The following is a 21,454-nucleotide window of genomic DNA, read 5'->3' as shown; positions in this document are numbered from 1 at the left end:
CATGTCGTAGAAGAGATATCGCTATGAGAAATGCTTCACACCGTTTAACGGTGCGCTTTGTTTTCCCAGAGATAGGTGAGCTTAGAGAGAGTAGAAGGAAGGTTCTTGTACAAAATTGCGCTGAGCAGACTTCAAGTAGCGAGCAGGTGTGATACCGAATGCACGCTTGAAATTTCGACTTAAGTGGCTCTGATCAAAAAATCCACAGTCGATAGCCACCTTAGCCACCTGGGCTCCCGTACGAAATAATGCACGGGCCCTTTGGGTTTTTAGGAGGATTAGGAATTGATGTGGAGGAACGCCAAACTGGGCATTAAAACTACGAATTAGCTGATATCGACTCATGCCAGTTAATTGGCACAACTCATCCAGTGTCACATTTCTTTGCCAGTTTTCCTGTAAATAAGCACGGGCCTTCAAGACTCCCTGTTTGTTAGACGATGCCTTCGGGTAGATCTTTTGGTCGCCGTGACGGGCAAAGAGCTGGCTAATTGCCAGGGTGAGTAGAGAGTCTGTTGAAAGGGATAAAGCGTTCATTTCAAGACTGCTATGTAGCTTGTAGAGAAGCTGAAAAAGCTCAGGATCATCCAATAGTGGCCCTTTCAAAAATGGTACGGGTGTTTGATTCAGCAGAGTGTGTTCTCTGAGGGTTTCCTCAATAAGCGCCGTGTCAAAGTAAAACATACGGTAGTACCAACCGGAGTCACTTCCGGAAAAACCGGTATGAATCTCCCCTGGATTAAGCGCAGCAAGGGTTCCCTGAGGAATAGTCACTGTTTCACCGCGATAATCGAGCTTTTCTACGCCAGAAAGGAAGATTCCAATAGCGAGTTCATCATGCCAATGCTTGGCAAAGGAAAACTTATGGAAGTAGGCGTGAAAAAGCTCTATGCCGCAATGACTCGGACTTCGCCAAGCCTTAGAGAATTCCTTTCGCACTGATAACCCTCGTATGATAAATAACCATCACTTTACAGAAAGAAAGGGTCGTAAGGCAAAGTTACAGATGGGTATGTAACAATTGAATAGTGGAGAGGTTCGAAGTGGTACTTTTGATGTCGAGTGCCTTTGTTTGGTAAGTATTTACCTTACGAAATATAAATTGCCCATTCTTACTTCATAGCTCACTGGTTTTATCCTACCCGTGTACCAGCCAGGATTTGAAACCATTGTTCCGTTCAAAGAAAACCAACCACCTTTACCCTCCTCAACGAAGGCATATTTCTTCCCATTTGAATAAACTCCTGATCTGTATCTGATCAATCTATAGTACTCGGAGTCATCATATTTAACAGAAGCTTCCAATACCACAGGATCACCAGTAGCAGAGGAAATATAAATAAAGACTGGCAATTCATCTCGCCCAAATAACTTTGGCCTATCTACCAATAAGTTATCTATTGGAACAACTCTAAATTGATTTTTCCTTGCGTAATCTATAGGTTTATTTGACCTGAATACAATTGATATATAGAAAACTATACCTGTTAGGAAAACAATTAAAGTGATTTTGGTTAGGATTTTTCTTCGAATTTTATTCATATTGCTTAACGCCATGATTTTGGGTCCCGTGAGGAGGCGAGTTCTTTAATTGAAGCCTTCGAAGCCCAAGAATGGAGATCCAACCCTCATAGTAGGTGGCGTTGACTAGTCTTGTAAAGTGTAACGATGTTACTTGAGTAATTTCATTACTAGTATGCCCCTCTTTTTTGTAGATGGCTCCTTAAGAAAGCCTATGATAGGCTGGGAACGATTTTCTTATATATTAACAACCGATCACCTTGCCGAAATTTAACGTATTCGATAAGCGGTTTTTGGAAAGTAGGGTGAGTTGTTCATTGCCGGGGCAGTGTAATCGAATGCATTGCTAAACGCCCTACGCTACGCCTTGCCATTTTTCTTTGCCAGGTACTCCTTAAAAGTCCAATACTGTACCCCCTGCATTTCTCTCTCCAGCTCATCCATATCATCGGGTCCAATTTCACTCGAAAACGGCTTTGAAAGTATTGAGCGTACTTGCGCTAGCCTATCACTTACCCTTGCACTCTGAAAATAATCAATAATTTCATCTTTCCACGCCTCTTCACCAAACTCGTGGTGTACTTTATTCATTTGATCCAGTGAGACCACAAATTCATTGATATCTCTAAGAACCGACAGGATCTCTTCTTTGCTATATATTAGTTCATCCACTATAAAGGTCTCTTTCTATAAGTCTTAAATGGGCGGCCGAGCAATCTGTTGTGAAGTCACGCCCGACTTGATTATTAGATTGAATTTCGTATATCAGTCCTCGCGGGCAATAGTCAAAAGACAAATCGCCAAGAGTAAGGTTGCAAGAACACCCGATGCTCCAGCAACGGAAGAGGGTAAATAGGAATCACGTCCAAACGTAACCGAAATAGCATTAGCAAACATTGCAATAACGCCAACTGAGGCAGTCAAACCTCCCAGCACTTTGGAGCTCCCATTCATTTTGGCAACCCCAAAAATAAGAGCAGCAAAGCCCAGCAAAAATTTCGCCGCGTAATAGATCATAAATGAAAAAGCCACAACGGCCCCCGCCGCAGCTCCAAGCGCCTCTAATTGGCTAGCGACCTCCCGAAATGGCATAAACATAGTGGCGCCAATGCTCACTTGCATCACGTTGAATACAGAGCTGAATGCAATAGCGGACCACCCTACATGGTGGTTTTTAGTCTGCACCATGGCCGCTCCAGCAAAAGCTGAAAGAATGGTAAATAGCAAGCCCTCCAGCCCCCAGAAAAGTTGCCGTGAGGGGTTAATCTCTGCAACATACAGCATGGTAAAGAGTGCCTGTGTAACTACTAGCGCCAACAGCAGAAAAGCTATGATTTGGATATTTCGCGCACTGGTGAGCTTCATAGTTAGATGCCTCGTATTTTCTATTTATGGATCTTGCTTATAAAAATAGGGGTTGGCCTTATTTATTTTATATCGAAATATTGGGATATGCGGATTGCTCGAACCTAACTATATATTTATATCGGGTCATAGGAAAGCAAGTCGAAGGGCTGGAACGTACAGCAGCAACTTGTTAGGCCTCAGACAAGCTAGGATATCGCAATATCCCATAAGCATCTTTGCTCGCCTTTACAATTTCTTCGGCTCTTTGCTCTAGTGACCAGCCATTAATGCATTCACAGTACCATTCATCCTCTAGAGCAGTAAACTCTCCTAGAGAACCTGGGTAATCTAAATGGATAATAGCTTCGTAGATCTTTGCCACCCCCTTTTCTGGGGTCAATATACCTTCAATAATTTCTTTGGTTAGAACTTTGGCATAACCTTCGATAGCGGTAAGCGAGGTTGGGCGTGTTATGCGAAGTTCAGACAAAACTCGATTAAAGTAATCTTCCGCTTCAAACTCATTAACGGGTTTTAGAAGAGTTGCGAGGACCGCTAAATTTTCTGTCTCTATACCAGACTCAAGTAGGTACATAGCCCAAACGATCTTATACTCGGAACCGCCCGAAAACATGGCCGTTAGACCTAGAACTCGATATGTCTCCAATTTTTGATCATTGCTTAGCATGTCGAATCCTAAAGTTGCATAACGCCGCTAGCAAGGGCAGTCGAAGCAACGCGTAGGCTGTCCAGCCCAGCTCCAAAAGGTTTGGGCGAGCTTGACTAGCCTGGTTATGGCTGGCGCGTACTGAACGACCTACTTGCTCTTTGCCAGCCACCGTTTGGCTGGCCACTACCCAATGTTTACGAGGAAAGAATACCGCACTTTCCCCAACCAATTCCTATCTTACTGGCAGTCCCACACCATTGACTTGTTACACGTTGACTTTGTACTTGAGATCAATTGCCTCATCACCTGTAATACCCCTGAAACCCCATTGATAAGGCGCTTGTTCTTTAATGGTTATTTCAACGTCGGCTGGGGCTAAAGAAAGCTGGCTTTCAAGCTCTTGAAAGAGAGATTTGATAAGAGTCTTTGGGTTTCGGGTTTGCGGCCTGCCATCATGTTTATTTCTATGACGGTGTATGCGTCAGTTCTTCCACCGGGATAATAAAAGTCTTCTTTCTCCAATGGCACAAATCTGTGAGCACGTTTGTCTTCGGGCATTCCAAGAACGGACCGCATGCAGCCGTGAATGACATTGGATAATTTTGCCTTTATCGGGTTTAGATTCTCCTTGATTCCATATACTACGATCACATTTTTTCCTTCATAGAAGTGTAACGCCGTGATATGCGACGGGCGCTGCGAAGCGGCGACCGTCCGGTGGAGGCCCAAAGGGCCGGAACGAACATCATAACCTTATTATATGGTTTTATATTTCAGCCTTCATGAGCAAACAGCCTCCTTCATGAGGAATAAGCTCATGTGGTTCCAATTTAATATATTTCACCACGCTAAATCCTTGGTTTTTATAAAGGCCAATAGCTCGAATGTTGTCAGCGAACACAATGAGGCTGAGTTCATTGTAACCGTCATTACTCGCTTTTTCTTTTGTATGATTTATCAATGACTTACCAATACCCAATCCTCGATACGATTCTTCAACACACATAGCATCGAGAAAATAGCTTCCTTCAACTCTACTGGTATAAAACTCTCTGAACCTTTCAATTCGATCAGCTGGTAAAAAGTTGGTTAATTCATCAGTTATGCAGTGATAGTGCGCTGGATATGAGAGGGCCATTCCGATAACTTTTTGATCAAGTTCAGCCACAATAGCACTGCGAAAAGTATGAGGATAAACGTCTTGTTCTAATCCATCACAAAGTAGCTGCAAAGCAGAACAACTCGGTATCAAGTCGCGAAAAAGATATTCAACTGCACCGTCAGATGCCAAATAATCAAGTTCAGCTATACGTTGACAATCTACTTTAGTTCCTTGCTTATAACTCACGTTCATTTTTTATACCCTGAACATTCTTGATTAGTGGCCCCGCCATATAACGCTGCTAGCAAGGGCAGCCGAAGCGGAGCGTAGGCTGTCCAGCCCCGAAGGGGTTGGGCGAGCTTGACTGGACTGGTTATGGCTGGCGCGCTCAGAACTGACTACTAGCAATTTGCCAGCCACAGCTTGGCTGGCCGCTGCCCAATATTTACGAGGAAAGAATACCGCACCTTCCCCAACCAATTCCTATCTTACTGGCACTCTACAAAATTGCAGCGGACTGCCTCTTTTTACAATACCTGAGCGAACACTCTAGGAGCGAAACTGCTCGAATAGCAATCAGTAAAATTGCGTAATACTGAGTGCTATTTAGTGGCACTAAACCTTCAGTTACTACGAAAAATCAATAAAACCGATCGCCACAATAACACCCAGCATGGGCGTGAACTAATGGGGTGAAAGTCCCCTGTAGGAAGATCACCGTTTAATGGACTTCATTAAATGCTAACTACTAGCGAATGGCAACTGCAACACCGTGAGGTTTTGTGGGGAGGAAGCCGCTAGCAAAACTACGAGCTGACGGACAGAAACATCATATAAGGCTTAGCCTGGAGGCGAGGTGGCCAAGGACACCGAAGCCAAGTGATCCAACGGGTAGAGTAAATGATACAGTTGTGTAGTGAAAGTTCACGTTCTTATCTGGGGAGATCTGTTTAACTTGCCGCTATGAAGCTGTCAGCGTGGCCGCTGACTCATAAATAGGCCCAACTCGCTAGCCACCATCGCGGGGATAGAAAAAAATGGTGGAACACAGCAGCGCTCCGCTCAGTAATGAGTAGGGTGATTAAACAGAAGTCAGCAGACGGCATAGTAGCCAAATGCCAAGATTAATACCTTGGACAGGGTGAAGGCCTGAACCTAAATCCACGAGTTGAAAGACAGGGCTAGCCTACTGATATGTTTCCAGTCGGTTAAAGTTGATGTAGCGTACTGCCATGACACTCAACTCAAATGAAGATCTGCTCGACACTATCGTTGGTTAGAGATTCATTACGGATAGGAACCGCCCATTGCGGACCCGCATGATGGGTGGTGTAGGGGCCGGTAGCTAAAAACTACCGGCTACCCGATTTATGTGCTCACTCATTTCATTCCCTCCAACTTTTATAACAACTTGGACATTGTTTAGCCTTCTCTGTCCTAAGTGAGCTACCACAAAATGGACATTTAGCTACAGTATGTAGATCCTCTACTCTTTTATGGAACATTTCTGGGTGTTTCTGTCTCATGACTTCCTCATTAAATGAGTATGCAATTTCTGATGGTCGTTTAGCAAAAGACACATATTCACCTTTTAGCATTCCTCGTTCAAAAGACGCATTAAACTCAGTCAAGCTTTCATAGTCTTCAGAAACAAGATCCGTTAACTCACCCTCACCCTGGTAGTAGAACTTCTCATTCCTAGAGGTTAAGAACTCCATCAATAATTTTTTACCTTTACCTCCTGATATTTCTTCATATGCCTCTAATGTTGCAGTAACTTTCACACGGCCTTCAGGTAGGAATAGTCTTTTATTAATTTCGATATCTTCTGGCGAGAGTTTTGGTACCACTTTTCCATCGAAGGTTTTCTTGCAAACAGTATCGCCATTTAGATAATAGTAGTTAAAGCTACCCTCATCCCAGCCCTCTCGCATATATAGCTTTTTTACTCCTAGTTTGGAGATAGACATTCCTAGCCAATTTATTGATGAAGACCGTCCGCTATATGCGGTTATATACACTAGATTTTTACTTCGGCTTATATTTTCAATAGTTAGCTCTTGATAATCTTTCTCTATAGATTTTCTAGACAGACTATTTATGGTTTTATAGAAATCATATTCATTGCTCTTTGCTGCCGACTTCATGTTTTTAGCGAATACCTTTGCTTCGCTATCGCTTTTCATCTCCGCTTCTACACTAACATTAATTTCTGTCATTCATCCATTTCCATATCTATGAGTTCAGCTCGGTCACATAACGCCCGTAGCGAAGGCAGGAAAAAATGGCGCGTCTTTTAATACAAAAGGCGTGACAGTTTTGACTGTCCGATTGCCTGCGTTTGTTATGCATTACTTCATTTGCATCCTATGGTAAAAGGGGGAAATAGGCGGTTTAGGAAATTTCACCCCTTTATAAGCCTTTACAAAGCAGGCAGACTTCTCATCATCTTTTTTCGTGATTACTTCGCGAATTATGCCATCCGAACCTTGAATTGAAACCAAATCTACTGTTTCTTGCCCAAATTTGTAACAACCACCTCTTTCATCGATTCTGTTTTGGTTATTGAAATTCGTCCATATCGAAAAGTAATCTCTGTATAGATTACTATCCTTATATTCTTTCCACTGTTTAGCACTAAGGTCTTGAGCTTCTTCATATGTAAGCTGCTCTTGAATGCTAGCGAGTGAATTCGTACATATCACTACTACAAAGACGGTCAGATATTTCTTCATATACATCCCATGTGCATAACGCCTTGCTCAACCGCCACCGGAATGGAGCCGCTTTGTGCTAGCGTAGCGTACAGCACAAAGCGGGCGGAGTGTAGGTGGTCGGATGCAGCAATTTGGTACGCCCAGCATGGGCGTGAACTAATGGGGTGAAAGTCCCCTGTAGGAGGATCACCGTTTAATGAATTCCATTAAATGCTAACTACTAGCGAATGGCAACTGCAACACCGTGAGGTCTTGTGGGGAGGAAGCCGCTAGCAAAGCTACGAGCTGACGGACAGAAACATCATATAAGGCTTAGCCTGGAGGCGAGGTGGCCAAGAACACCGAAGCCATGTGATCTAACGGGTAAAGTAAATGATGCAGTTGTGTAGTGAAAGTTCACGTTCTTATCTGGGGAGATCTGTTCAACCTGCTACTGTAAAGCTGTCAGCGTGGCCGCTGACTCATAAGTAGGCTCAGCCCGCTAGCCACCATCGCGGGGGTAAAAAAAAAAGTGGTGGAACACAGAGGCGCCTCGGCCAGTGATGGCCAAGGTGATTGAACAGAAGTCAGCCGACGGCATAGTAGCCAAATGCCAAGATTAATACCTTGGACAGGGTGAAGACCTGAACCCAAAATCCACGAGTTAAAAGACAGGGCTAGCCTACCGATATGTTGCCAGCCGGATATAAAATTGACGTAGCGCACTGCCATGACACTCAACTCAAATGAAAATCTACTCGACGCTATCCTCAGCAAAGAAAACCTCAATGCTGCATGGAAGCACGTTCGAGCCAATAAAGGTGTCGCAGGTATCGATGGGATTTCCGTTGATGATTTTGTGCAGCACTTCAAGGCAGTTGGGGCTGAAATTATCGAAGCCATTCGGCAAGGTCATTACCAGCCGCTGCCTGTTAGACGCGTCTACATTCGCAAGTCAGGCGGTGGTCAGCGAGGCCTTGGGATACCTACGATCTTTGATCGTGTTATTCAGCAAGCTATCGCGCAAATCACCAACCCCATCTTCGATGTGACTTTTTCAGAGTTTAGTTATGGCTTCCGGCCAAAGCGATCACAGCATCATGCGGTGAAAAAGCTACAGAAGTATATCGAAGGTGGCAAGCGAATAGCCGTAGATGTCGATTTGTCTAAGTTCTTCGACCGGGTCAACCATGACTTCCTCATGAGTTTACTTGGCCAAAGAATCAGCGATAAGCGTTTACTCAAACTGATTGCAAGCTATTTGCGTGCAGGCTGGGTGGAAGATGGATGTTGGCAAGCGTGTTATGAGGGGGTGCCACAAGGTGGCCCTTTATCGCCGCTGCTGTCCAATATTGTACTCGACCTGCTCGACAAAGAGCTGGAAAAACGCCAACACAATTTCGTCCGCTATGCGGACAATTTTGTGATTGTTGTTGCTTCCAAGCGCGCGGGTGAACGGGTAATGGTGAGTATTAAACGCTTTGTTGAGCGCAAGCTTAAGCTCAAAGTTAACGATACTAAAAGCCAAGTAGTCCCCGTTAGTCGTTGTAAGTTTCTGGGTTTTTCTTTCCGTGGAGCAAAGCTTGTCTGGCATGATAAGTCACTGCGCCAATTTAAATACCGCGTCCGCCAGATTACAGGGCGATCTCGTGGTATCTCTATGGAAAAGAAACTGAAAGAACTTACCGTATACCTCCGTGATTGGATCAACTACTTTGGGATAGCGCAAGGCTATCAAAAATGTATAGATCTTGACTGCTGGATACGGCGGCGATTATGAATGAGCTATTGGAAGAATTGGCGCAGAGTGAGAACGAAAGTTCGAAATTTACTGCGTATGGGTGTGAGTGAGTCGCTGGCAGTTACCTGCGGCTCGTCCGGTAAAAGTTACTGGCGAAGCGCAAAAACTGAGGGTATTCATATTGCGCTCAATAATGAGTTCTTCGAAGAGATGGGGTTGATTTCATTGCGAGATCGTTGGGTAGAGATTCATTACGGATAGGGAACCGCCCATTGCGGACCCGCACGATGGGTGGTGTGGGGGCCGGTAGCTAGAAACTACCGGCTACCCGATTTATGCGATTGCACTTTGCACCGCGTTCTCGATGCCAACCTTTTCTAACTCTTTAATTAAGGCTTTTGGTATATGGTAGCCAAAAGGATGATCGTCATTAAAGAACAAGAAATCGCCATTTAGAGCTTGATTAGCCCATTCTGAAAATTCATTAATAAAACTATCTGGGTCATGTTGTGAGAATGTAATTTTATAATCGTTATTACCCCATGAATAAGAGATAGTGACTTTCTCGCTGTTTTTTACTGGCGTACCAATAGCCGGTACTGAAGATAAGTTTTCAACCTCTACTTTACCATCAGTAATTTCTTTGATTTGCGAGAAGTTTTCTAGAAACTCTCCGATAATATCTTCTGGTACGCAGTCTCCAATTGAAAACCAAATTGACTTTTCCTCGGCGCAATCTGAAAGTAACTCAGCCACATTAACCTCAATTTCTTCATCCTCATCTAAGAGGTCTAAAGCCTCTTCTTTTTCTTCTGGCTCATTTGAAATTAAACCATGCTTAACAAAAAGCTCGACAAGATCATTTGGATTCATAGTTGTTTTCCTTCTCTAGTTTTTTACTTCCGCATGGCGTTGGGCGTCCCGCGGAGACCCGAAGGGCCGTAGCATCCTGCTTGCGTTTGTTATGTGTTTAGCTGAGTGGTAGCGCCGAAGCCAACAATATACATGCCGACTGATAGAACCAAAAGCAACAGAGCCCCCACTAAAAGTATTGTGCCCTTCTTAAAACCATACCCCTTATAGAAATAGTATGGCAAGCCTAGCGGAGCTAGGAGCAAGGTTAGAATTTTGCTTCCCCTCGGAGTAACAATACCATTTTCACTCGCATGAACTCCGATCCACCAAAACAAAAAACCCAAGATCACAAAACCATGGAATAGTCCCAAGGCATCCCCCTCTTTGGGAAAAAACGCCTCAATTATTCCGAATACGATAAAGGACAGTAAAAGCCCAGCAATTATTTTTCGTGATTTCGTCATCGTGAATTACACATAACGAGGCTGTAGAAAAACTCAGCCCTCTTTTCGTACTGTGCTTCTACGTGAAAAATAGCCTACTCATCAGTGAAAGCTAAATCAGAATTCACATAAAATCACCATTTATGGTTAATATTTGATCACATCTAAGGAGGCAAAGACATATATTAGTTTTTCTACAGCCTGAACGCCCCGCACAGGGGCTGACAAATAAGCGCAGCGTTTTGGCTGTCCCAGCGACCAAAGGGTGCGCTTGCTGCGGTTTGTTATGCATTTACCAACCACCATACTGCTTTATTTTGATGCATTCACTTTTTGGGTGTGTATAAGACACCCAAATAGCGATTGAATTATAGTGGTTTGAATTGTACGTGACTTTAGATGTTAACTTATCTCCATGCTCTTCCTTAGCCAAAGAAGTGGAAATTACATGCACACCTAGATTTTCGGAGTATCTTAAATCGACAGAACCCAGCTGCCACTCGTCGATTTCATATGGATATATCGCCCGGACCGTCACAATACCATCCGCACCTAGGTCAATGATCTCAAAACTGACCTGCTCTGATTCAAGATCCAGCCAACATGACGAAAAAACTGATGAGGACCATAAGACTGTAAGTATTAGAATTAGTATTTTCATTTTTTTTGCATAACGCCCAGCGTTGGCTGTCGCTCTGCCGCTGTTTGTTAAGTGCGGCCCTTGTACAGCCGCACCCCCTTAATTTTATACACGAATTCAGGCTCGCTTACGTACTGCATAGCAGTATCCCAAAGCGGATCAGTTCGATTCGACAAATTACTTTCTAAAGCTTTTATTTCTGATGGTGCATCATCACGAAAGTATCCTTTGTGCCCTTTATTTTTGTCGAAACTTACACCTGTGATGCTGAAATTTAGTGGTGATACTCGCTTCGATTTTTGATGCTCAATATCCTTATGTGCGGTTTCCCACGTAATAGCCCTAACTACCTGTGTATAAGTTCGTTCATCAAAACTACCATTACGCGTGAATTCTGATTTTGGCGGATATTTAGGCCGCAATCTACGTGTAAATAAGCCACCATGCACATAGCGGAAATGCAGTTCATCATCAGACATCTCATATTGGCGACTATCTGTGATATCTATCCAATGCCCTTGAGCTTTACGCAAATACTTTCGGACGAACAGTACCGCAAAAGCCTCCTCCGTAGCTGCGTATTCTTTATATTTTTTTAAGAGAGCTTTATCCACCAGCTTTACCTTATTTCACCAATAGGCACTTAACATTTATATAGTAATCATTCTGATCACTATTATCCTGATTGCTATCTCGGAATCAATCTAGTTAGAGAGAGATCAATTTTCATTTTAAATCAGAAGGTTATACGAATTTGGGCTAATCGTACAAAATGGAAAAACGATCATCATGACTACTATCAAGCAATATCAGAAAGCTCTTAACTTATTGAATCATCTACTATTTCAGTGGTAGTTATCGACAGTAAGAAAATAACGGTCATGATGATCGAAAATCTGGCGAGCTAGCGCTTGCTAACTTTATTTGGACGTCGTGTAAGATAGGTTGAAACGGCAAAACATACAGAAAGTGGGCTATAAGCAGAGTGGAATCCTAGGAACAGTTGCTCTGAATAGCTGACGATTGAGTAGTAGAAGTCTAGTGGGGAAAATCTGCTCAATTTTTGTTTGAAGTAGTAATCTAGGTGGGGGTTATCTGCTTAAAAGATCAAAGTATTTAGGCGGCTAAGGAGAGGTTCTGGTTCTCCTTAGCCGAGTTAAGGGCGTGAAGCAGCTAAAGGGCAGGGCTGTGTGCAGTATTGTTGCTTGACACTGGTCATTGAGAACTGGTTTAGAGGCTAGCTTCTATAGTGGCGATGTGAGTACGTTATTGAACTTGGGCAAAGGCTATTTTTGTAGTGTTAATGAGTTTACTGTACGCACGATGTAGACATCGATAGATCTTCCTGGCTGCGAAAGCCTGTTAGTTCAATCAAGCATGGGATTTGAAATACTTCACACAAATCAGCTGCTTCAGCTCTTCCCGTTGTAGGGTTTACGAGCTATAGACTCACAAAGTAGTACAAAATCAAACTTGTGATCAGTAGCTCTTATCTATTACCGCTTGTTCTTTTTAATACGCAGATAGACCTCCTCACGGTGCACGGATATTGACCTTGGGGCGTCTATGCCGATGCTTATCTGGTTTCCCTTAACTTCCAATACTGTGATTGAGATCTCTGCCCCAATTCTGAGGTTTTCACCAACTCGGCGGTTTAAAATTAACATATTTCGTTCCTGCTGAATTGCAAAATAGAAGATGGCCTTCCGTAGTGGGAAGATTCAAGAAGTAATGTGTGGGATTTGAAAGAGGTGGGGCGCGAGAACGATAGGCATAGAAGAAGAAAAGGCGGGCGCAACGCTCCCAGAGCTTGAGGACACTCTCCAAGCTGCTGAATCTACTCCACTTTATTGAAGACGAGCGGGTATCTAGCGTATCATCCATACAGCCAGTGCGTCCTGAGTATTTTTTTTAATTTATTTTTTATAAATAAAAAAAATAAATAAATACGTGCTATCCAGGAGATGGAGGTCGGCCCTCCGTTATCGCTTTGCAGGAAGTGGTAACAAACCGCCTCAAGGTGATCGGAGTAAAGAGCTTTGGTTAGAAGCGCTTGAGGAAAAGGCGTACGAGATACGTCAGGTATGTTGTGTAGAGACGAATGCAAATGAACCGCTGATGAGGTGTCGAAAGCGGATTACCAAGATGATGTCAAAACCCGTGCACTGGCTAAGTGCGGGGATAAGCTTGGAGGTTACCTGTTTACCGACCAAGTGACATCCGGCATAAAGGCGGCGTGAACACACAACAGGCTTTTGGGTGGAACAGGAGAACCTGTCGTCCAGGTGTTAAGGAAGAGCGTCAAGTAGAGGCCCTACAAGACGTTGAGTACCAAGACTGGGCACAGGGGCGGAACAACCCGTAGTAGTGGAGAAGTGACTGTAATGGTCGTGGAGCGAAGGGGTTGTCGTATTCGGCGACTAACCGTGTAATCAACCCAGAGGGGGAGGAATTAACGATTAGCGCAAAGCCATTCAATATTCCCAAACGGGCGGTTTGGGAAGCGTGGAAGCAGATCAAGGCCAATGGAGGCGGTGCGGGGATTGACGGGATAACGATAGAGCAGTACGAATCGAATCTCGCCAGAAACCTGTACAAGCTGTGGAATAGAATGTCATCTGGCAGCTATTTTCCATCAGCCGTCAAACGAGTGGATATTCCGAAGCTCGATGGCAGCCTGCGACCACTGGGTATTCCCACAATCGAAGATCGCATTGCACAAATGGTGGCTAAGCAACTGCTGGAACCAGAATTGGAGAAGGTCTTTCACCCTGACTCCTACGGTTATCGACCAGGTAAGTCTGCTATAGACGCAGTGCGCCGAACTCGACAACGATGCTGGGATAGAATCTGGGTGGTTGATTTAGACATCAAAGGTTTCTTTGACAATATTAATCACGAACTCCTACTGAAGGCATTAGATAAACATAATGATCATCGGTGGGTCAGACTCTATGTGCAGCGCTGGTTGACGGCTCCGGTACAGCATCAGGATGGACAGTTTGAAGAGCGAACACAAGGCACTCCACAAGGGGGCGTAATCAGCCCACTGTTGGCGAACTTGTTTTTGCACTACGCGCTGGACGTCTGGATGGTAAGAACGCACAAAGAAATTCCTTTTGAGCGTTACGCTGATGATGCGGTTTACCATTGTCGTAATCCCCGGGAAGCAGATCGCTTACTGGCAGCGCTGAAGGCACGCCTGACTTCCTGCGGGCTTGAAGCTCATCCAGAGAAAACCCGCAAGGTTTATTGCAAGAACAGCAACCGCAAAGACAACCACCCTGTGATTCATTTTGACTTTCTGGGTTATCGATTTGGTCCCAGGAAAGCAAAGAATCGCCATGGACAAACCTTCACCGCCTTTGGTCCATCAATGAGCCCTAAAGCTTTCAAGAGGATCAAGGATAAGGTTAGGCAGTGGCGTGTGATTAACTGGGTGGATCGATCACTATCTGAAATGGCAAAGGTACTTAATCCCGCAATACAGGGTTGGCTGAACTATTATGGTCACTTTGGGCGGAGATATGGTGTTTATCGGCTACAGAAGTATCTTGATCAAACGCTGATGCGTTGGGCTAGGAAGAAGTTTAAGCATCTGAAGCGAAGCTGTTTCAAGAGTTGGGCCTTTATTGGTAAGGTTCGTCAACAAATGCGCGGCTTGTTTGCACACTGGAGAATGGGAAGATTGAAAATGTGCTGAATACGAAGAGCCGTATGAATTGAGAGGTTCACGTACGGTTCTGTGAGAGGTCGAAGGGGAAGTTCCTTTGGTCTACTCGACTTTTGATAGTTTGCGTATCAATGTGGTTAGCTGGCCCCTGGTGTTGGTAGCACCTTGGGTCAGCGCCTTTTACTTATTCTTATATTGCTCTAGCGTTCTCCTTTAAGTAGGTGAGTCTTTTTCAGAGATCTTAGGTCTCTCTTGTAGCTTACTTGAACCTCATAGAGACTCGTTCAAGTAACCTTTATTTGCCGATACATATCCATCGATTTTACGTAGCTTTGATATTAAAACAAACTTAATAAAATCCAATAAGATCATTTTTGTGCCTATATTTTGTAAATTCGCACTTCGAACTCATTGAATCATTGGTAGTGAACCTCAGGTTAAAAAATCTACTTTTAAACTTTGGGTTTGAGGTTTGTATGGCTTACTAGCCGAATTAGATGGTTCTGAGTGAGGATATTAGTAGGTTTGGTCACCTTCACTTTGTGGGGGGACTATACCTTTTAATATGGAATTCCCTTCTAATTCGGCTGGACTTTGTCTTTTGTGGGTTACATTCTTAGTTTATTTAACTGGCATCGTCGCTAATAAATATAATTATCCAAAATCCACCAAAAATAGAATTTACTTTTCGATCCTGTGCTTTTAGCTAGCTCTTTCATTTCACTAAGGCTATGTCTATCGTAGTATCTCTGATCAAAAATTACCCCTAGGGGCTTGGTGAGTGTGTTTAAGTTTTCTCGTGGATCGTCTTCGAGCAATAATAGTTCGGCATTAAAGCCTGTGGAAACTGAGCCCACCTTATTGCTAATGCCCAGTGCTTTTGCTGGGTGATGGGTTGCGGCTCGCAATACATCTTTAACAGGAATCCCCACCTCCACTAATCGTTGCATTTCTTGAATAGTGCCCAAGCCGTTGGGCGTATAGAAGGTTCCTCCGTCTGACGCTATCAGTATCTCAATACCGGCTTGGTTTAGCTGCTTGGCCATATCTCCGAAAATGTTGGATTTACCCTGCCAATCCTGTTGCGCTTTAGCACTATGTATCCCATTAACCTTCTGCTCACCCATTGCTTTTATCGCGGGGTGATTGAGCTCGAGATCATCAGCTATGCTGTGCCAGTAGTCTGGCCCATGCTGAGCGATCTGTGCTACGTTGTCATATACGATTAATGTAGGGCTAACTGGTACGTTGCTATCTAGTAGTTGCTGCACAATTTCATCGAAGCTCTCCTGCTGATAGCCGTAGTTCAAATGTGCCTGAAAGATCATTTCCACATGTTCTAATGACTGCGGTTTAGCCGATAAGTATTCATTGAGAGTAATACCAAAAGGTGGGTGGCCAGCTAAAGGCATGCCGAGCTTCTGCGCCTCATCAGCTATAACGAAGAAAACCTCACGGGATAAACCGTCATAAACTTTAACTTGCTGGTACCCCTGTTGATATTGCTGGCGAACCAGCTGGCGAGCCTCTTCTTTACTACCAATAAACTTGTGGTGTCGGCCACTGGCATAGTGGGAATGTTGATTAACAGGTGCACCGGATAACACCATATGAGGGCCGGCTATATCCCCAGTATCGATCCATTTTTTAAGAATACGCTGAGGGGAATTGCCAGCCATAACTCTTGTGCGAGTGACTCCGTGCGCTAACATAGCAAATAGATCGGACCGCCCCCATACATGGCTGTGCATATCGATTAAGCCTGGCATCACATATTTACCCAGGCCATTAATCCTCAGCTCGCCTTCAATCTCAGGTATTACATCGCTAGTTATTTGGGCAATTCTTCCATCTTGAATGACAAGGTTTTGGTTACTTACGGCTGTATTATGCTGGGTGTCGATGACTGTGATATCGGTAACTACAATGCGAGCATTCTGTTCAGCTAACCCGTAGGAAGAGGGAGGGTTGTACCATGCACATCCCCAAGATCCGAGCGCAGCAACGCTAATGAACACTAAAATAGCTACCGCTGCTTTCCATGAACGAGCAAAATAGGAAGAAAACTTCATAATGACCTCTTTTGAATCAAAGAGGCCAAAATGCCAAAATTATCAGCTTCTAGCGTCCGAAATCCAGATTTTGCACGTCCAAAGTAACCATTATTGGGGTTTTGCTGCTAAATACTGACTAGGAGTCATCCCAAGGTGGCGCTTAAACAGGCTGTTGAAGCTGGATTTAGAGTTAAAGCCCGCTTCAAGTGCAATATCGAGGAGACGAACTTTTTTGTCCGAATCACTCTCTTTTGCTGAATCAAGTTGCGAAACTACATCTGCCAAACGCTGAGCATTAACATAGTCATTAAAGTTACCGCCATAGCCCTGATTGATGGCCCAGGAAATATCTTTCTCTCCAAGCCCTGTATGTTGTGCCAAGTCCCGGAGGGATAGCCTTGGTAGGCGATAGAGCTGTTGACTATGAACCTGTTTGTTAAGCTCCTTGAAAAGGGCATCCGCCTGAGTCGTTTCGTCAGCTTTGCACTTTCCCTTATCACAACCTTCTATTACGGATAAGCCCAGGGCTTGTTCGCCATCTGTTAAACCCGCAAATAGCTGCGGTTCCCTAACCGCGCGAATTACAAGCAAAGCAATAATCAAAAAATAGCTCAGCTGCATTACAAGGTACCATCTGAGCAAAAGAGGAATAGGTAAGTAAGGTTGCAAGTTATGCCGCACTGCATCCACCAGTGCAACGCCAACCAGAACCCATAGGATACGCTTAACCCAATCAGCTCTCAATTTGTTAGCATCGGAGCGGTTTTGGGGCAAGATATGTTGATATCGAATAAGCGCTTTTATACTTAATGAGAAGTACACAATCTGACTTAAGGTACCGGCCGCTAAAACCCACTGGGGCCAGTGATTAAATAATAAACTGATTGCTGCTGGTGCTAAGTGCACCCAGTGTTTACGTTGTTGTTGATAACTGGCGGATATTAATTGTGCAACTACGGCAAAAAATAATGGGCCCATCAATAATGAGAACGAAGGCGTGATTAAATAGCCAAGATTAACTACTTTCGTTTCTTCTACAAAATTAAATGTCATCAATAATGCAGTGGCGCCTAACAAGTATCGCATTGCTGTAAAACGGTTTTGCGCCCAAAGTAATGCAATACCTAGAATCGATAGGGTGATAAAGGCTATCTGTAAAAAATTAGATGCGGAGTAATTTACCATGTTTGCTCAAATAATAATCTATAAATCGATAAGCAGAATTTCTTAAATGGGAACATCGTTCGAAACTTCCTGTATTTGATCATACCGGGTGACTACTTATGGAGCCTCTGAACAAATCTGTAGGCCCAGAAGGGTGGGGGTTGAATGCCACAGCTGCTGCGTTTCAACCAGGTCATTTTCGGTGAGCTGTGCCTAACGTCTGCAGCCTTCAAGATCCGCAGGGGTATTATGGAGCTATTCAGAGTCACTCTAAGTGTAACTTCCCAAAGTATGGGGCGGAGTGAAGCTGAGATCGATTACTCGAAGTACACGAGTATACCTCTGCTTGTTGCGAGTCTTATTCAACACGACAAAAATATTCTCTAAACTCCCATTTTGTTACCGGCAATGAGTAGCAGTTATTTTCGTATTTTAAAATCTGTGTCTCATCAGAAGTGGAGAGTTCGTCGTAATATGTGATACGAATCGTATCGGCACTCAAGACTTCGATCGTATGTGATGAAAATGTCAATACCTCAGGCTTTTCCCCTATGATGTAAGTTGCAAACGAATCTACTCGAACTACATTCACGAGACGCCCAAAGAAATTGGAGCGGAAGAGCATTTGGGTTTTCTCGGGTATGTCCTCCACGCTGTTCATGCTGGCTAAAGTCTTTTTTTCATTTGATTGCCAAGTTCCCACATAGAAGAGGTTTTCGTCTGCTATGACAAATGGTGTAAAAAGAAGTAATGCCAAAGTTAAATATAGTTTCATGTTCTTACTTTTAACATTTGTGCCGCAGTAAATCTGATCTTTATTATCCCGATTGTTATCTTGGAATCAATTGGAGTAAAAACCGGAAGACCTATGTAGGAGTAGAATGTGGTAGCGATCCTGTCCGATCGTACCAGGTTCAGGCGCTATAAATATAAAGATGTACAGTAAAAATAGGCTTCAGGGATGCTGAATGAATCGTGTGTTAGGTGGGCTGGAACCTAATGATCCATGATTTTGAAAAAATAATCGAAGTTTTAGAAGATCTATTTCAGTCGCTAACTGTTTAAGCTGTAGCAACTGCAAATGTGTAGAAGCTGGCAGGTAACGCAAAGATATTTTGGGGTAGGGGGGGAGTAAATTGAGGGCAGGGAGAATGGCTGCGGGCAATCCCGCAGCCATTGGGACTTATTTCCAGTTCAGGATAACCTTACCGGATTCACCAGATCCCATGGTATCGAAGCCTTGTTGGAAGTCATCGATCGAAAACTGGTGAGTAATAATTGGGGTTAAATCCAGGCCGGATTGAATCAGGCTGGCCATTTTGTACCAGGTCTCAAACATCTCACGGCCGTAAATACCTTTGATCATCAGGCCTTTAAAAATAACCTGCCCCCAGTCGATCGCCATTTCACCTGCGGGGATACCGAGCATGGCAATTTTGCCCCCGTGGTTCATTGCGGCGATCATATCGCGGAAGGCGACGGGTACGCCGGACATCTCCAGGCCAACATCAAAGCCTTCGCTCATTCCCAGCTCGTTCATCACATCGCTGAGGTTTTCCTTGGCAACGTTTACGGCGCGGGTAGCGCCCATCTTGCGTGCCAGGTCCAGGCGGTATTCATTGATATCGGTGATAACTACATGGCGTGCGCCAACATGTTTGGCGACTGCTGCGGCCATAATACCGATAGGGCCGGCGCCGGTAATTAGTACATCTTCGCCCACCAGGTCGAAAGACAGGGCCGTGTGTACCGCATTACCGAGGGGATCAAAAATAGAGGCGAGATCGTCAGAAATGTTATCCGGGATCTTGAAGGCATTGAGCGCGGGGATTACCAGATACTCGGCAAAAGCTCCGGGGCGGTCTACACCGACACCGTAAGTGTTACGGCACAAGTGGCGGCGGCCGGCGCGACAGTTGCGGCAGTGGCCGCAGGTAATATGGCCTTCACCGGAAACACGGTCGCCCACCTGGAAACCTGCAACTTCCTGCCCCATACCGACGACTTCACCCACATATTCGTGGCCTACCACCATAGGGACAGGAATAGTTTTTTGCGACCATTCATCCCAGTTGTAGATATGCATGTCGGTACCGCAAATTGCGGTTTTGTGAATCTTGATCAGCAGGTCGTTGTGGCCCGGTGTGGGGATTTCCACATCGGTAAGCCAGATTCCCACTTCAGATTTCAGCTTGGATAGTGCTTTCATTGTTTTTAAAACTACAAATGGCAGGGCGCGGCGCCGCTCCGGTGAATTCCTTGTGAGAATTACCGTATCAGCACCGCTGTTTGGTTTAGATAATATTCAGTTCGCGGCCAACTTCAATGAAGGCATCGATACACTGGTCGAGCTGCTCGCGGGTGTGAGCGGCGGACATCTGGGTGCGGATGCGGGCCTGGCCCTTGGGCACTACCGGATAGAAGAAGCCCACTACGTAGATGCCGCGCTCCAGCATCTTGTCAGCCATTTTCTGCGCCAGCGCAGCATCGCCAATCATCACGGGGATGATCGGGTGGTCGGCGCCGGCCAGGGTAAAGCCTGCTTCAGACATGCGCTTGCGGAAGTAAGCGGAGTTGTCGCGGAGTTGTTCACGCAGCTCGCCGCCTTCAGTCAGCATATCCAACACCTTCAGGGAGGCGGTGACGATCGCTGGGGCTACGGAGTTGGAGAACAGATAGGGGCGCGAACGCTGGCGCAGCATGTCGATAATTTCCTTGCGGCCAGAAGTAAAGCCGCCGGAAGCGCCGCCCAGGGCCTTGCCCAGGGTGCCGGTAATAATATCGACGCGGTCAATCACATCGCAGTATTCATGGGTGCCGCGGCCGTGGTCTCCGAGGAAGCCCACTGCGTGGGAGTCGTCCACCATTACCAGGGCATTGTACTGGTCGGCCAAATCGCACACGGCTTTGAGGTTGGCGATAACTCCGTCCATAGAGAAAACGCCGTCAGTGGCGATCAGTTTGGTCTTGGCGCCAGCGGCGTCTGCGGCCTGTAGCTGCTTCTCCAGTTCCGCCATATCGTTGTTGGCGTAGCGGTAGCGCTTGGCTTTACACAGGCGCACGCCGTCGATGATGGAGGCGTGGTTGAGGGAGTCGGAGATGATGGCATCTTCCGGGCCCAGCAGTGTTTCAAACAGGCCGCCATTGGCGTCGAAGCAGGAGGTGTAAAGAATGGTGTCTTCGGTTTCCAGGAATTCAGACAGGCGCGATTCCAGCGCTTTGTGAATGTCCTGGGTGCCGCAGATAAAGCGCACCGATGCCATGCCGAAGCCGTACTGTTCGAGCCCTTCTTTGGCCGCTTCAATCAAGTCCGGGTGGTTGGCCAGGCCCAGGTAGTTGTTTGCACAAAAATTCAGTACCTGGGTGTCGTTGTTCACCTGGATCTCAGCGGCCTGCTGGGAGGTAATAATCCGCTCGCGTTTGTACAGGCCGTCTGCATCGATCTGTTTGAGTTCGCTGCGCAGGTGCTCAAAGAATTGTTCTGGCTTTGACATGGTATTGTTTTTAGCTCCTGTCGGGTGCTCTTGGCACAGGGTAACGGGCGCGAG

Annotated in this window: 19 protein-coding genes and 1 pseudogene; 3 read left to right on the top strand and 17 right to left on the bottom strand. The window is 45.2% G+C overall.

All coding sequences use genetic code 11. The features are described from left to right. Positions 1 to 81: 81 nt before the first annotated feature. The 9 genes and pseudogenes from ACJJI6_RS09845 to ACJJI6_RS09805 all read right to left on the bottom strand — a co-directional run bounded on the left by ACJJI6_RS09845 (position 82) and on the right by ACJJI6_RS09805 (position 7,375). Positions 82 to 939: an AraC family ligand binding domain-containing protein gene (locus ACJJI6_RS09845; RefSeq protein ID WP_475713268.1), complete on the bottom strand. Its 858-nt coding sequence runs from the start codon at positions 937 to 939 to the stop codon at positions 82 to 84. Between the two features lie 144 nt (positions 940 to 1,083). Then, positions 1,084 to 1,542 carry a hypothetical protein gene (locus ACJJI6_RS09840; protein WP_475713267.1) on the bottom strand — a complete coding sequence of 153 codons (459 nt, stop codon included), beginning with the start codon at positions 1,540 to 1,542 and terminating at the stop codon, positions 1,084 to 1,086. 339 nt (positions 1,543 to 1,881) lie between these two features. After that, entirely contained in the window at positions 1,882 to 2,193 is a 312-nt protein-coding gene (locus ACJJI6_RS09835) for a hypothetical protein (RefSeq protein ID WP_475713266.1), read from the bottom strand. A gap of 93 nt (positions 2,194 to 2,286) precedes the next feature. Continuing rightward, positions 2,287 to 2,886: a thiamine biosynthesis protein ThiC gene (locus ACJJI6_RS09830; protein ID WP_475713265.1), complete on the bottom strand. Its 600-nt coding sequence runs from the start codon at positions 2,884 to 2,886 to the stop codon at positions 2,287 to 2,289. Between the two features lie 172 nt (positions 2,887 to 3,058). After that, complete coding sequence (locus tag ACJJI6_RS09825; RefSeq protein WP_475713264.1) at positions 3,059 to 3,556, bottom strand: hypothetical protein; 498 nt, start codon at positions 3,554 to 3,556, stop codon at positions 3,059 to 3,061. 247 nt (positions 3,557 to 3,803) lie between these two features. Then, positions 3,804 to 4,096 (bottom strand): annotated as a pseudogene (locus ACJJI6_RS09820) (tautomerase family protein). A gap of 208 nt (positions 4,097 to 4,304) precedes the next feature. Further along, entirely contained in the window at positions 4,305 to 4,892 is a 588-nt protein-coding gene (locus ACJJI6_RS09815; RefSeq protein WP_444927262.1) for a GNAT family N-acetyltransferase, read from the bottom strand. 1,133 nt (positions 4,893 to 6,025) lie between these two features. Then, complete coding sequence (locus ACJJI6_RS09810) at positions 6,026 to 6,859, bottom strand: hypothetical protein (RefSeq protein WP_475713263.1); 834 nt, start codon at positions 6,857 to 6,859, stop codon at positions 6,026 to 6,028. Positions 6,860 to 6,991: 132 nt separating this feature from the next. Beyond that, positions 6,992 to 7,375 carry a hypothetical protein gene (locus ACJJI6_RS09805; protein ID WP_444912535.1) on the bottom strand — a complete coding sequence of 128 codons (384 nt, stop codon included), beginning with the start codon at positions 7,373 to 7,375 and terminating at the stop codon, positions 6,992 to 6,994. Between the two features lie 691 nt (positions 7,376 to 8,066). Here ACJJI6_RS09805 and ltrA (ACJJI6_RS09800) point away from each other — a divergent pair. Together ltrA (ACJJI6_RS09800) and ACJJI6_RS09795 are read left to right on the top strand one after the other, a co-directional pair. Next, entirely contained in the window at positions 8,067 to 9,116 is a 1,050-nt protein-coding gene (ltrA, locus tag ACJJI6_RS09800; RefSeq protein WP_475713262.1) for a group II intron reverse transcriptase/maturase, read from the top strand. Next, the gene (locus tag ACJJI6_RS09795) at positions 9,117 to 9,338 is read left to right on the top strand and encodes a hypothetical protein (protein WP_475713261.1); all 222 of its coding nucleotides are present in this window, start codon (positions 9,117 to 9,119) and stop codon (positions 9,336 to 9,338) included. Between the two features lie 72 nt (positions 9,339 to 9,410). On the opposite strand, the gene ACJJI6_RS09790 is transcribed toward ACJJI6_RS09795, so the two are convergent. From ACJJI6_RS09790 to csrA, 3 genes are all read right to left on the bottom strand, one after another. Further along, positions 9,411 to 9,950 carry a hypothetical protein gene (locus ACJJI6_RS09790; RefSeq protein ID WP_475713260.1) on the bottom strand — a complete coding sequence of 180 codons (540 nt, stop codon included), beginning with the start codon at positions 9,948 to 9,950 and terminating at the stop codon, positions 9,411 to 9,413. Positions 9,951 to 11,083: 1,133 nt separating this feature from the next. Further along, positions 11,084 to 11,629, bottom strand: coding sequence for a hypothetical protein (locus ACJJI6_RS09785; protein ID WP_475713259.1), 546 nt, complete (start codon positions 11,627 to 11,629; stop codon positions 11,084 to 11,086). An 882-nt stretch (positions 11,630 to 12,511) separates the two neighbouring features. Further along, complete coding sequence (gene csrA / locus ACJJI6_RS09780) at positions 12,512 to 12,682, bottom strand: carbon storage regulator CsrA (protein ID WP_475713258.1); 171 nt, start codon at positions 12,680 to 12,682, stop codon at positions 12,512 to 12,514. Positions 12,683 to 13,419: 737 nt separating this feature from the next. On the opposite strand from csrA, the gene ltrA (ACJJI6_RS09775) reads away from it, so the two are divergent. Next, entirely contained in the window at positions 13,420 to 14,718 is a 1,299-nt protein-coding gene (gene ltrA, locus ACJJI6_RS09775) for a group II intron reverse transcriptase/maturase (RefSeq protein WP_475711195.1), read from the top strand. A 611-nt stretch (positions 14,719 to 15,329) separates the two neighbouring features. On the opposite strand, the gene ACJJI6_RS09770 is transcribed toward ltrA (ACJJI6_RS09775), so the two are convergent. From ACJJI6_RS09770 to ACJJI6_RS09750, 5 genes are all read right to left on the bottom strand, one after another. Beyond that, entirely contained in the window at positions 15,330 to 16,760 is a 1,431-nt protein-coding gene (locus tag ACJJI6_RS09770; protein WP_475713257.1) for an amidohydrolase family protein, read from the bottom strand. A gap of 90 nt (positions 16,761 to 16,850) precedes the next feature. After that, complete coding sequence (locus tag ACJJI6_RS09765) at positions 16,851 to 17,927, bottom strand: helix-turn-helix domain-containing protein (protein ID WP_475713256.1); 1,077 nt, start codon at positions 17,925 to 17,927, stop codon at positions 16,851 to 16,853. 337 nt (positions 17,928 to 18,264) lie between these two features. Beyond that, positions 18,265 to 18,681: a hypothetical protein gene (locus ACJJI6_RS09760; RefSeq protein WP_475713255.1), complete on the bottom strand. Its 417-nt coding sequence runs from the start codon at positions 18,679 to 18,681 to the stop codon at positions 18,265 to 18,267. A 408-nt stretch (positions 18,682 to 19,089) separates the two neighbouring features. Then, positions 19,090 to 20,115: an L-threonine 3-dehydrogenase, zinc-binding type gene (gene tdh, locus ACJJI6_RS09755; RefSeq protein WP_444896565.1), complete on the bottom strand. Its 1,026-nt coding sequence runs from the start codon at positions 20,113 to 20,115 to the stop codon at positions 19,090 to 19,092. 85 nt (positions 20,116 to 20,200) lie between these two features. Further along, on the bottom strand, positions 20,201 to 21,400 hold the full coding sequence (locus ACJJI6_RS09750; protein WP_282933632.1) for a glycine C-acetyltransferase: 1,200 nt from the start codon (positions 21,398 to 21,400) through the stop codon (positions 20,201 to 20,203). Positions 21,401 to 21,454 lie beyond the last annotated feature (54 nt).

This window comes from Microbulbifer maximicatervae (SeqCode) (assembly GCF_056232625.1).
The sequence above is the reverse complement of the archived record's forward strand: the minus strand, read 5'-3'. Positions and strand labels throughout refer to the sequence as shown.